We start from the raw sequence: 12,732 nt of genomic DNA on the forward strand, positions 1-12,732 counted from the left end.
CTAGGGGACTTCAAGTTGCTGCGGTCGGCAAACATCCTTGTGTCCATTTAGTGCCCTCGAGCGAAAGCTGGGTTCAATGCGATCCGTCGATTGTTTTAAGGACTCCCTCAGGAAGAACATCATCCAAAAGGCTGAGAAAATCTCGTTGCGCGAGGTCGCGCGCACGATCTACCAAAAAGGGGACGGGGCTGGACGGCTCTGCGGTTCGGAAAAACGACGCCACCTTCGCCAGCAGACCCAAGGCTTGCGCTCTGCTTTCCACTGAAAATACAATATCTTGAGTGTGGTTCTCGGCCGTCGATGAGAGCGACGTGGCGAGTTCCGCCATCCGTTCGATCGGCAGGTCGAAGACCTTGTTGCGCCCGATGTTGATCGCAGCGCTCTCCACGTGCGCAGGCACCAGCATCCGCATGACTTCGATAAATGACTTGCCGACCATCTCCTGCGCTTGACGCACCAGCAACAGTGCCGGGTTGGATGGTTCCATTCGGGCAAAATAGTCTGCCGCCGCTGCAAGCGCTGCAGATGCCTGTGCGGATGAAGTCACCACCCCGGTCGTGTCTGACGGCGCCTGTGTATCGACAGGACCGACATCTTCCGCGGTTGCGGCGATCGCGGCCGGATCGCGCGACGCGACAAGACCCGCAAGCCAGGCAGCCATGCCGTTAACCAAGCCGGAGAGCCTGTCGAGGCTGATCGGTTGCCCCGCGTTCAACTTCTCGTGCCAGGTCTGCTTGATACCCGCGATTTCAGCAGCAACCGCAGAGCACCGCCCGCTGGCTGCCTTGAGAGTGTCGAGATCTGTCTCGCTGACGATGCGCTCGATGGCTGCCAGATCAGGCCCGTCTGCGTCGGCGTCGCCGGCGGGAATTTCGCCGTGAGCGATTTGATAGGCACGGTAGTTGAGGTTGCCGTGTCTGCGGTTCTCGATCAGGGGAAGGAACTGGAGCGGGTTGATCACGGTCGGGAACACGTCGATTGCCTCGACCGTGACGGCGCGAAGTGCGTAGTCGCCGTCCTCGCCCTTCGGATGCACCGCTTCCCACTGTTCGCGCAGCAGCAGGTTGGTCGCCTTCAGGCAGCAGAGAAAGCCGTCGAGATCGCGGTTGAGGATTGAAAACTTGGCCAGCAGCAGGTTCAGACGTAGATCGCGGGTACGCGCCAGAATGGGCTGCGCGGCGGCAAACTGGCCGGCAAAATCGACTGCCTTTGGATCGAAGCGTCCACGCTCTCCGTTGGCATTGACGACCTCGAAGAAAGACATCGGTAGCAGCGATTCCGCACCTGCGAAGAAGTTCAGATATTGGACGTCTCCGATGGCGTCGAGATCCGGCCCGCAGGGATCGTCAGCGGCAATGGGCTGCGTCAGGGAGGCGACATCAAGCATATGCGGGCCGTCCATCTGCTCGATCACGGCCCCGCTGCCGAGCCCGTGGCGACTAGGGGATCGCGCGGGGGGCATGATCCGAATCTATACCTATGGGTCAGATGCCTGCCGACCTTGGTTCATTCCCGAAGATCATGCCATTTTCGCGTGAACCGGCAAGCTCTTGGAGCCGACTACTTGATGGCCCGAGGTGGTTCTTTGACGGCCGTTGCGGACCGTCAGGAAGCCCAGCCCTGGGGCGGGCTTGCCGGCACAGCCGGTGGCGCGCAGGATTTCCGTCGTTCTTGCATAACGTCTGATCAGCTTTTTGCAGCGGGTCATTCGATCGAAGGAGGGAGTTTAAGCCCACATGGGCCAGCTTACTCAGGATACCCGCCTCTGCGAACTCAAGACGCCTCTTGGCAAGGACGTTTTGGTTTTTGCCGGATTCGAAGGCTCGGAAGGTCTCAGCGAACTGTTCGAGTATCGCATCGAGTGTCTCAGTGAGGATGCCGACCTCGACTTCGACCGCGCTATCGGTCAGCAGTGCACGCTGACCATAAAGCTGCATGAAAAGGAGCGCGAGTTCAGCGGCATTCTGACGGAGGCCCAATGGCTCGGGGTGAAGAACGACTATTTCAGCTACCGGATCGTGCTGAGGCCCTGGTTATGGCTGTTGTCGCGAACCACCGATTGCCGGATCTTTCAGGACAAGAAGGCACCCGACATCATCAAAGAGGTCTTCAACGAACGCGGCTTCACCGACTATGAATCCAAACTGACCGAAGAGGGTTCTTGTCCGAAGCTAGAATATTGCGTTCAGTACCGCGAGACCGACATGAACTTCGTGTGCCGGCTGATGGAGCAGCATGGCATCTACTACTTCTTCAAGCATGAGGGCGGCAAGCACACGCTGGTGTTGGCGGACTCCAAATCGTCGCACAGTCCGATCAAAGGTCTTGCTACGATTCCCTACATCCCGCTCGCGGGTGCCGACCGGCGAGGCGAGCAGCACGTCTATGAATGGGTATCGGAACGACGATTTCGTACCGGCAAGATCGAACTTAACGATTACAATTATCAGAAGCCCAACGCTCAGATGATCAGCGATGCCAAGGGCTCCGAGCATTACACTCGGTCGGAGATGGAGTTTTACGACTATCCCGGGAAGTTCAAGGAGAAATCCGATGGCGAGCGCTACGCGAAGATCCAGCTCCAGGCAGAGCAAGCGATGGATCGGCGTCGCCGCGGCAATGGCGACGCCGTCAACCTGTTCCCCGGTGGGCTGACGAAGCTCGAAAAGCACTCCAAGGACTCGCAGAACGTCGAATACCTCGTGGTGCGAGCTGTGCACTCGTTCTCGATCGAATCCTATCGCACCGGCGGTCCGAGCGACGCAGGGCAGCACGTCTATTTCGGCAGCTACGAGTTCTTGCCGAGCGACCGGCCGTTTCGAGCGCTGATGATGACGCCGAAGCCAAGAATCAACGGTGTCCAGACGGCCAAGGTGGTGACCAAAGACGATAATTCGAGCGAGGAAATCGACGTCGAATCTCTGGGCGAAATCTATGTCCGCTTTTTCTGGGATCGGAAGAAGAAGCGGTCGTGCCGGTTGCGCGTGGCTCAGGTCTGGTCTGGCAAGCGCTGGGGCGGTCAGATCATCCCGCGCGTCGGACAGGAAGTCGTTATCGAATTCCTGGAGGGGGATCCGGACCGGCCCCTGGTGATCGGCACCGTTTACAACGACGAGTACAAGCTGCCCTACGATCTGCCGTCGAAGAAGACGATTGCAGGATTGAAGTCGGACTCCACCAAAGGTGGCGGCGGCTTCAACGAGTGGAGCTTCGAGGACAAGAAGGGGTCCGAGAAGATCACGGTGCATGCCGAGAAGGACCACGACGTAACGGTCCGCGACACCGAGACACGTACCATCGGCGAGGCCGCATTTGGCGGCGACACGCGCAGCACCACGCTCAAGAACGGCAATGATAAACTCGATATCCAGTTGGGTGGTCAGCACATCACTTTGGCCATGGACCAGTCTGTCAATGCAGGCGTCAGCATCACGCTCATGGCCAATGCCAACATCACCCTACAGGTGGGTCCTAGTCAGATCATTCTGACCCCGGCGGGCATCGTCATCAACGCGCCGACGATCGCCATGACGGCGCAGGCCGGTATGGCGCTTGCTGCCGGTGGTCCGCTGGTCGCCCACGGTACTCCAACCCTTGTTGGTTGACGGTCATGGGACAAGTTCGGTTCGGTACGGTTCAGGATCTGTTTCAGGCCTATCCCTTGGCGCGTTATGATGTCGGCAAAGCCGACGTTGACAAGCCTTCGCTGGACTTCCTTCAGGAGGCCGCCGATGCGCGGAATTGGCACCCGGCCGTGTCTTACTGTGCCTATCTGCTTCCCAGGCGCGTAGCAGTTGCCTGGGGATGTCGCTCTCTGCGACTGATGTTCGACCATTTCGACGCCAGCGATACCAGGTCGCTCAATATTGTGGAGACCTGGGTCCGGCAGCCGGACGAGCAGTCCCGGAACAAGGCGCTGGCTGTCGGCAATGCCAATGATCCTGAGCAGCCGGCGACATGGCTGGCGCTGGCGGCCGGCTGGTCCGGCGGAAGCGTGGTTCCCCCGGAATTTGCGCCTGTGGAAGCTAAGCCAGATCAGGCCGCGCGGGCGGTGCGTGCAGCACTGCTGATCGGCCTCTGCCGGCTCCCCCGTGACTCCCGGGACCGGATAATGACGTCATGCCTAGAGGATGGTATTCAATTGGCACGCGGCGAACCGCGCCCTCCGCGCTAACGAGACGATGTGATGGTGCTTCGCTTTAATATCGAGAACGAACCGAACCTTCCGGATGGCGGACCTGTGTCGTTTACGGTCACCGGCAGGCGTTCAGTCGATATTGGCCGGGACCGTCACCTCGACTGGACGCTGCCGGATCCGGCGCGGACGATTTCCGGAAAGCATTGCGAAGTGCACTTTCGCGACGGTGGCTATTGGCTACACGACGTTTCGACCAACGGCACCTTCCTCAATGGTGCCGACCAGCGCATGCGGGGGCCGCACCGCTTGCGCGACGGTGACCGACTCACGATCGGCCACTACATCATCGGAGTTTCGCTGGAGAACGAGGCTGGCGGACGCAGCCCAAACCCTGAGCCGCAACTGCGCGAACCCTCGGTCCAGCGGCATGCCGACTACGGAGAGCTTTGGGCAGCCGATCGTGACATTCCGCCGCCGATCGATCCGCAACTGTTGAAGAAGCCACGCGAGGCTGCGCGGCCCGTCAATCCGGGGTTCCTGGATTGGGCGGCGAGCGTCCCGGCACCGGGTGTAGACCCGTTCCGACGGTCACAGCCGGCGTCTCCGCACCAACCGTCCGAGCAGGACGACGACATGAACTGGGCAGCCGGTCCAGCCAGCGCGCCGAAACCGCAAGTCGAGCGCCCCCCCATCATGCCGACCCCGCGCCGGCCGTCGGTATGGACCGATGATGAACCAGCCGCTGCCCAGCCGCCAGCATCGCCATCGCGCCCGGCGCAAGCGGCAGACGAGGGACCTGTCACGGCCAAGCCAGTCGGCGGTACCGAGTTCGCGCGACTGGTGGCGCGCGCTGCAGGATTGCCGGACAATTTCTTTGCCAGCAGGTCCGATGCCGAACTCGCCGAACAGCTTGGCGTCATCTTGCGTATGACCGTGGATAATCTGATGGCGCTGCTTCAGGCGCGGACGCAAGCCAAGCAGCTGACCCGTAGCACCAGCCAAACCACCGTCCAAGCCCTTGAGAATAATCCGCTGAAGTTCTCGCCGAGCTCGGAAGAAGCGATGCGCATTCTCTTTGGGCCGCCGACGCGCAGCTACCTCGACGCACAGCGCGCCTTTGCACAGGGCTTCAGTGATCTCAAGTCACATCAGTTGAAGACCTACATGGCGATGCAGCATGCTGTCCATGAGCTGATTGCGGGCATAGATCCGACGCTGATGGCGCGCGAGCTCGAGCTTCAGCGTGGCGCAAGCTCCTGGCTCGGCACGAACAAGGGAAAACTCTGGGACGAGTTCTTGACGCGCTGGAAGGCGCATCTCGGCCGCGACAACAGCGCGCCGATCGAAACCTTTATGTTGCATTTCTCGAACTATTACGACCGCGGCGACAAGCCCGGTTCAAAGTAAACTATCGGCGACCACGCGGCTGCCGACAATTTCTAAGTGGATGTAGGAATGTCTTGGTACAGCAAAGTTTTCTGGTCGGAAGGTCTATTTCTGCGGCCGCATCATCTGCAGCAGAACGACCGCTACATCGAACACTTGCTGGAAAAGCGCGTTCGCTACACGACCCCATACCCGTGGGGCTTTGCCCAGCTAGAGATCGACAAGGATCTTACCGAACAGAGCAAGTTCGCGGTGCGCAATGCGTCCGGTGTCATGCCGGACGGTACGCCGTTCGATATCCCCGCGGACAGCCAAATTCCCGAAGCGATCGATGTGCCGGAGACGGCCGCAGGCCAGGTCGTCTGGCTGATGATGCCGGTCGCGGCGCCAAACACCCGCGAGGTCGACGAGGATCGCACCGACAGCGCCAGTCGTTATGTTCGTAGTTCGGAAACCTTCATTGACTCGACCTCTGCGCTACGCATCGAGGAAGAGATCGACATCGCTTATCCGCGCTTGTCGTTCGAACTGCGCAAGAGCAGCAAGCCCGGATACATGGGGCTCGGCATCGCGCGCATTCTCGAGGTGCGCGACAAGAACATCCTGTTCGACGATAAGTTCGTGCCGCCGATGCTGATCTGCGCCGCGCATCCGATCATCGATGGCTGGCTCAACCGCATCATCGGCTGGGTTGAGACTAAACTCGACGAGCTGGCGCGTTACGCGGTCGATCCGTCATCCGGCGGTGGGTTGCAGAGCGTCGACTATCTGGTCCTGCAAGTGCTGAACCGTACCATTCCGGTCCTGACTCATTTCCAGCGCTCCGGCAGCGTGCACCCCGAGCGCCTGTACGAGGAATTGCTGAGATTCGCGGGTGAACTTGCGACGTTTTCTACGGCGGAACGGCGGGCGCGCAACTATCCGGCTTACGATCACGACGATCTCGAGAACGTCTTCACACCCCTGGTGAGCGACATCCAGGACTTCTTGAGCGCGCGATTGGGCCGGCGGGCGATCCGCCTTGAGATCATCGAGCGCGCACAGAATGCGTTCGTATCGCCGATCCGCGATCGAGCGCTATTCCGAAACGCGACCCTGGTGCTGGAGGTTGCCGCGCGGCGGCCGCTCGTGGAGATCCAGAACGATTTCCCGCACCTGTTCAAGGTCGGGCCGAACACCAAGATGAACGAGATCGTGCACGCAAACTTGCCGGGCCTGACCTTGGCGCATTTGCCGACGCCGCCGCCGCATATCCGGGCCATTACGGATCACGTCTATTTCTATCTCGACCGCAAGTCGCCGCTTTGGCCCGAGTTCAGCACGGCGGCCTCGATCGGAATGCATTTCTCCGGCGACTGGCCGGAGCTTGAGCTGTATCTTTGGGCCATCCTGGAAGACAGGCCATGAGCGACAGGGACAAGCCGGTCAATCCTTTCGGTCGGGGCGAACGGACGATCATTCGTCCCAACCCCGGCGGGAAGTTGCCGCCGGCGCCGACCTCTCAGCCTCCGCCGGGCGAGGGGCCCGCGGCACGCCCAGGCTATTCGCCATCACCAGTACCCTCTCCCGGCGCGCCGGCGCCACCGTCATCATTTTCTCCTGTCCCGCAGGGCTCGAACTACGCCTCCGCGCCGGCCAGCCATCCCGCTGAGGAATGGATATCGACACCCGCACAGGCCCAGGCGCAGCAGCCTATGCTACCGCCAGGACCGCCGCTGCGCGTCGACGATCTCGTCGCGCCAAATGCCAATCCAGTGATGCGTGCTGCGGGCCCGTTGCTGCAGCTGCTTGGTCGGTTGCGGGTGGCGCTCATGCGCGCGTCATTCGCGAGTTTGATGGAGCAGGTTGCAGACGCGATCAAGTTCTTCGAGAAGGACATCCGTTCCGCGGGCATATCCGAGCACCAGGCCAACACAGCGAAATACATCCTGTGTGCCACTGCCGACGATATCGTGCAGCACATCCCAACCGAGGAGCGCCACGTCTGGACGCAATATTCGATGCTGAGCCGGTTCTTCGGCGAGCGTGTCGGCGGCGTCCGTTTCTTCGAGATCCTCGACCATTTGAAGGTTGATCCACTGGTCAACTATCCGGTCCTCGAACTCCAGCACGCCTGCCTTGCGCTTGGTTTTCAGGGCATTCACCGGACGTCAGGTGGCGGACTTGCGAACCTGCAGCTGATCCAGCGTAACCTTTATGAATTGCTGCGCCGGGTCCGGCCGAAGACGATGAGCGACCTGTCGCCCAACTGGCGCGGGCAGGCGCTGGCGGGGCGCCGGCAGCGTCTGCGCGTTCCGGTCTGGCTCGTCGCGGCCGTCGTCGCCGCGCTGCTGACCGGGTCCTATTTCGTCCTGCGGACGCTCCTCGCTGGCCGGTCAGAGAATGCTGCCGAGGTGGCGCTCGCGCTCCATCCAGCCGGCCCGATCGAGCTCAAGCGCCAGATCGTTGCACCACCGCCGCCGCCTCCACCTCCGCCGCCACCGGATCGCATCACCCAGTTGCAACGCATCCGCAATGCGCTCGCGAAGGAGAACACCGCCTGTGCCATGACGGCGGACCAGACCCCGAGCTTCATCGTGATCAGGGTCTGCGATCTGGCGCTGTTCGCGTCGGGCCAGGCGACCATCCTCGACGGTTTCAAGCCGATCGCACTCCGCGTCGCAGCAACCCTCGACAAGGAGCCGGGACGGATTCGGGTCGTCGGCCATACCGACAGTTCGCCGATCCGCACAGTCCGCTTCCCGTCAAATTTCGAGTTGTCGGTCGAGCGTGCCAAGGCGGTAGCCGCGGCATTGAAGCCTGGCTTGACCGATGGCGCACGCGTCGACGTCGAGGGCAAAGGAGCAGATGCGCCAATCGCCAGCAACACGACACCCGAGGGACGCGCCAAGAACCGGCGCGTCGAGATCTTTATCGAACGCAGCGAATAGGCAGATACCGCCGGGTCAGGTGGTTTGCGACAGGTACGGTTAGATGCTTGCCAAGGACATTCTTCGCATCGTTCTCTACGGAGTAGGGCTCAGCTCGCTCGGAGCGGTGATCTATCTCGCCGGTCCCTTCATCGCGTTCGGCGACTGGCGGCCGCTGGAGAACCATATCGTCCGGCAGATCGCTATTCTGCTGCTCACCACGGTCGTGGCAGGCATCGTTGGCCTCAATCTATTCAAGCGTCGCAAGAGTGCCAAGGAGATTGCCGATGGCATCGCTGGTGCGGACCAGCCTGTCAGCGATGAACCGGTGCTCAAGGAGCGCATGAAGGATGCGCTCGCGACGCTGAAGACCGCCAGCGGCAACAAGTCGGGCTATCTCTACGATCTGCCGTGGTACGTCATCATCGGTCCGCCCGGCGCCGGCAAGACCACGGCGCTGGTCAATTCCGGGCTCAAATTTCCGCTCGCGCGCGGGGCGACGCCCGCAGCGATCGCGGGAGTCGGTGGTACGCGCTACTGCGATTGGTGGTTTACCGAGGAGGCGGTGCTGATCGATACCGCCGGCCGCTACACGACCCAGGACTCCAACAGCAAGGCCGACAAGGACAGCTGGCTGGCGTTCCTGGACATCCTGAAGAAAAGCCGGTCGCGCCAGCCGATCAACGGCGTCCTCGTCGCCATCAGTATCGAAGACATCCTGACGCTGCCGAAGCAGGAACTCGCACTTCACGCCGATGCCATCAGGATGCGCCTGCTCGAGTTGCATCAGAGGCTCAAGGTCAGCTTCCCGGTCTACGCGCTATTTACCAAAGCCGATCTCGTTGCCGGCTTCACCGAGTATTTCGCCTATCTCGGGGAGGCCGGCCGGCGCCAGGTCTGGGGTGCCACGTTCCAGACCGCAGACAAGACCCAGAATCTGGTGGGGCAGATCCCGGTCGAGTTCGACCGTCTGCTGGAGCGCCTGAGCGAGGAGACGCTCGACCGTCTGCAGGATGAGCCGACGCCCCAGCACCGCGTGCAATTGTTCGGCTTTCCGGCACAGATGGCGCGGCTCAAGCCTCAGATCCACGACTTCCTCAACCAGATCTTCGAGCCGACGCGCTATCACGTGAACGCGAACCTGCGCGGTTTCTACTTCACCTCGGGCACGCAGCAGGGCACGCCGATCGACCAATTGATCGGGTCGCTGGCACGTACGTTCGGCGCTGAGGAGGTCGGTTCCGGATCCTATTCGGGCGCGGGCAAGAGCTTCTTCCTCGCCGATCTGATTTCCAAGGTCATCATAGGCGAGGCCGACTGGGTGTCGACCGACCGTGCCGCGGTGCGCCGCGCGCTGATCCTGAAAACCGCGGGCCTGTCTTTGATCGGCCTGGTCTCGATCGGACTGATCGCAGCTTGGCTGATGAGCTACAAGCGGAACTCCGATTTGATCGAGCAAAGCCTGCAGGCGGATAGCGAGTATGCAGCCGCCGGCGCACCACTTATCAAGCAGACGCTAATTGCCGATCATGATCTCGACAAGGTGCTGCCGCTACTCTACCGGTTGCGCAACGCCCCGGCAGGGTACGGATCGCGCGCCCAGTCGGTGCCTCTGTCGGCTCGCTACGGGCTCAGTCAGCACGCCCGGCTGCTGTCGCCCTCGAAGGCGGCCTATCATACGGCGCTTGAGCGCATGTTTCGGCCGCGCCTGCTGTATCGCCTCGAGGAGCAGCTCAATGCGCGCATCAACGAACCTGCCTTCGTCTACGAGGCGCTCAAGGTCTACTTGATGGTCGGCGGCCTACAGTCGCCAGACCGCGAGCTGATCCGCTCCTGGATGCAACGTGACTGGGTGGACAACCTCTATCCTGGCGCCACCAACGCGGAAGGGCGGCGTCTGCTCGACGAGAATCTCGTGGCAATGTTCGACCTCGAGACCGAGCAGCAGCCGCTGGTCGAACTCGACGGCCGGCTGATCAAGCAGGCCCAGAGCTCCTTGGCGCGCCTGAGCGTGTCGCAACGTGCCTACGAGTTTCTGAAATCGGAGGCTCGCGCATCGACCGCTGGCGACTGGATCGCTAGCCGCCATGGCGGACCCGACATGGGTGTCGTGTTCGAAACCACGACGGGGCAGCCTTTGGACGCGGTGCGGGTACCTGAGTTCTTCACGTATAACGGCTTCCATCAGAAGTTCGTCGCCCGGCTGTCCGGATTGTCTGAGCGGATGAAGAGGGAGCGATGGGTTTTGGGTGACGCAGGCCAGCAGTCAGCCATCGACCAGCAGTACGACAATCTGGCCGGCGATCTGCTCAACATCTATTCGAACGATTTCGTGACGACCTGGCGAACGGCGCTCGGGAGCCTGCGCCTGAAGAAGCTGCTCGCCGACAAGCCGAAATACGAGGTGCTGCGGGCGCTTTCGGCGCCGACCTCGCCGATGCGGCAAATTCTGGAATCGGTGCGCGACGAGACGGTGCTGACCAAGGAACGGGCGAAGCCGGCGAACGCTTCGGCGCAAGCTGCCGCACCGGCGCCCGCACTCTTCACGAACGCCCAGGATGGACCGCCTGGCGCGACGATCGAGGCACAGTTCAAACCTTACCACGCGGCGCTCGAAGGCGAGAGCACCCGCCGGCCGATCGACTCGACGGTCGCAAACCTGAACGACATCGCGCAGAACCTGACGTTGATCATTGAGAATCCCCAACTGACAGCACAGGCCACGGCTGCGCTTCAGGCCCAGGTCGCAGCGCTCCGCAACAATGCCTCGCGCATGCCGCCGCCATTCTCCGACATGCTGCGCGCAGCAGCCGCGGAGTTCGAAGGCAGCATCGCGGCTTCAACCGCCGGGCAAATCCTGCAAACGTTGCGCGATCAGGTCACGCCGGTCTGCCAACAGACCGTGACCAACCGCTACCCGTTTGTCCGCAGCAGCGGCCAGGAAGTCCCGCTGGCGGATTTTGCCAAATTGTTCAGTCCGAATGGCGTTATGGACAAGTTCTTCACCCAGTACCTGGCACCTTATGCCGATACGTCGCGGTCGGACTGGGCTTGGCGCAAGGAGAGCCCCGTTGGTCGGTCGTTCTCGCCCGACACGCTCAAACAATTCCAGAATGCGGCTTATATCCGGGATGCGTTCTTCCAGACGGGCGGCGGTGTGCCCGCCGTTTCTTTCGCGATCCGGCCTCCTGGGGCACCGGGCCCAGGCGTGACCGTTAAGACCGAGATCGGCGGCACCACGATTGCGAGTCCAACCATTCCCGGACCGGCCACGTCGTCCTTGTTCGGCGGTCCGCAACCGACGCCACCGCCACCGCCACAGAGCAACTCGCCAACGACCGTCCTATGGCCGGGCCCGGCGCCCCGAACGGCAATCTCAGTTAGTAACGACACCGGCGCGCCATCCGTGCTTGAGCGCATTGGTCCCTGGTCGCTATTTCGGATGCTGGAGGCGGGCTCGTTGGTTGTGAAAGCGGAAACGGCCAGCGCGACTTTCATCGTCGCGGGGCGCGAGCTCAACTATCAAATTTCGACTGGGTCGTTGCGCAACCCGCTAAACCTGTCAGTGCTGCGCGAGTTTCGTTGCCCGACCGGGATATGACCATGCGTTGCGGGCTATTCGGCAAGATCGGCGCCAAGCGCGATTTCATCGCAATCGCGACCCCGCGCAGCTTCCTGGAAGCCTGGGAGCCGTGGGTACAGGCAGCGCTGTCAGCAAGTCGCCACCAGCTTGGCCCAGGATGGCAGCAGGCTTTTCTGACCGCTCCGGTCTGGCGGTTTTGGCTCGGCGCCGCGATCTGCGGCACGACAGTGGCGGGGGCGATCATGCCCTCGCTCGACGGGGTGGGGCGATACTATCCCTTGACCCTGCATGCGGTGACCGGCGAGGCCGCCTCGCTGCCGCCGCCGAGCATTGATCCGCAGGACGAATGGTTCGGGCAAGTGGAAGCGTTCATGCTTTCGACCCTGGATCGTGCCGCAACCTTCGAGCAGATCTCCGATGCATTGGATCGGCTTGCGGTGCCACGACTGCAGGAAACCATCGCCGGCGGTCCGCCGATCACGTCGCTTGGTACTGCGACAACGGGAAGGGCTTCGGCGGTCGACGCCTTCGCGGGGTCGTTTGCAACACTTTGCGCCGCCAACCCACAGGTCTACGCCGCAGCTAGCTTCTGGTGGACCGCCGGAGGGGAAGGCTTTCCGCCAATGGCGCTGAGTTGCCGCGGATTACCAGATCCGTTTCACTACATCACGCTGCTGACCGGTGATCTCGGCCACGCGGCATCCGGGAATGGATGA

At 61.8% G+C, this 12,732-nt stretch carries 8 protein-coding genes; 7 read left to right on the forward strand and 1 reads right to left on the reverse strand.

Going from position 1 to position 12,732, the window contains the following annotated elements; all coding sequences use genetic code 11:
• Window positions 1-73: 73 nt before the first annotated feature.
• Entirely contained in the window at window positions 74-1,387 is a 1,314-nt protein-coding gene (locus tag BJ6T_RS16100) for a type VI secretion system protein TssA (RefSeq protein ID WP_028169998.1), read from the reverse strand.
• A gap of 349 nt (window positions 1,388-1,736) precedes the next feature.
• On the opposite strand from BJ6T_RS16100, the gene BJ6T_RS16105 reads away from it, so the two are divergent.
• The 7 genes from BJ6T_RS16105 to tagF are packed head-to-tail and all read left to right on the forward strand — an operon-like array spanning window position 1,737 to window position 12,732.
• Entirely contained in the window at window positions 1,737-3,605 is a 1,869-nt protein-coding gene (locus BJ6T_RS16105) for a type VI secretion system Vgr family protein (RefSeq protein WP_014493493.1), read from the forward strand.
• A 5-nt stretch (window positions 3,606-3,610) separates the two neighbouring features.
• A complete protein-coding gene (locus BJ6T_RS16110; protein ID WP_014493494.1) occupies window positions 3,611-4,174 on the forward strand; it encodes a DUF6931 family protein in 564 nt (187 codons plus the stop codon).
• Between the two features lie 12 nt (window positions 4,175-4,186).
• Window positions 4,187-5,545, forward strand: a complete 1,359-nt coding sequence (gene tagH, locus BJ6T_RS16115) for a type VI secretion system-associated FHA domain protein TagH (protein ID WP_014493495.1) — start codon at window positions 4,187-4,189, stop codon at window positions 5,543-5,545.
• A gap of 48 nt (window positions 5,546-5,593) precedes the next feature.
• Window positions 5,594-6,931: a type VI secretion system baseplate subunit TssK gene (tssK, locus tag BJ6T_RS16120; protein ID WP_014493496.1), complete on the forward strand. Its 1,338-nt coding sequence runs from the start codon at window positions 5,594-5,596 to the stop codon at window positions 6,929-6,931.
• The gene (gene tssL / locus BJ6T_RS16125; protein ID WP_014493497.1) at window positions 6,928-8,454 is read left to right on the forward strand and encodes a type VI secretion system protein TssL, long form; all 1,527 of its coding nucleotides are present in this window, start codon (window positions 6,928-6,930) and stop codon (window positions 8,452-8,454) included. The genes tssK and tssL overlap by 4 nt, the downstream gene beginning before the upstream one ends.
• Window positions 8,455-8,497: 43 nt before the next feature.
• Window positions 8,498-12,034, forward strand: a complete 3,537-nt coding sequence (gene tssM, locus BJ6T_RS16130) for a type VI secretion system membrane subunit TssM (RefSeq protein ID WP_014493498.1) — start codon at window positions 8,498-8,500, stop codon at window positions 12,032-12,034.
• Window positions 12,031-12,732 carry a type VI secretion system-associated protein TagF gene (gene tagF / locus BJ6T_RS16135; protein WP_028169997.1) on the forward strand — a complete coding sequence of 234 codons (702 nt, stop codon included), beginning with the start codon at window positions 12,031-12,033 and terminating at the stop codon, window positions 12,730-12,732. Before tssM ends, tagF begins: the two co-directional genes overlap by 4 nt.

Source organism: Bradyrhizobium japonicum USDA 6 (assembly GCF_000284375.1).
GTDB classification, from domain to species: domain Bacteria; phylum Pseudomonadota; class Alphaproteobacteria; order Rhizobiales; family Xanthobacteraceae; genus Bradyrhizobium; species Bradyrhizobium japonicum.

Excerpts from the sequence above, each read along its gene's own strand:
- BJ6T_RS16110 (WP_014493494.1), top strand. The coding sequence starts at position 3,611 with ATGGGACAAGTTCGGTTCGGTACGGTTCAGGATCTGTTTCAGGCCTAT.
- BJ6T_RS16100 (WP_028169998.1), bottom strand. The coding sequence starts at position 1,387 with ATGCTTGATGTCGCCTCCCTGACGCAGCCCATTGCCGCTGACGATCCC.
- tssL (WP_014493497.1), top strand. The coding sequence starts at position 6,928 with ATGAGCGACAGGGACAAGCCGGTCAATCCTTTCGGTCGGGGCGAACGG.
- tagH (WP_014493495.1), top strand. The coding sequence starts at position 4,187 with ATGGTGCTTCGCTTTAATATCGAGAACGAACCGAACCTTCCGGATGGC.
- tssK (WP_014493496.1), top strand. The coding sequence starts at position 5,594 with ATGTCTTGGTACAGCAAAGTTTTCTGGTCGGAAGGTCTATTTCTGCGG.
- tssM (WP_014493498.1), top strand. The coding sequence starts at position 8,498 with ATGCTTGCCAAGGACATTCTTCGCATCGTTCTCTACGGAGTAGGGCTC.
- tagF (WP_028169997.1), top strand. The coding sequence starts at position 12,031 with ATGACCATGCGTTGCGGGCTATTCGGCAAGATCGGCGCCAAGCGCGAT.
- BJ6T_RS16105 (WP_014493493.1), top strand. The coding sequence starts at position 1,737 with ATGGGCCAGCTTACTCAGGATACCCGCCTCTGCGAACTCAAGACGCCT.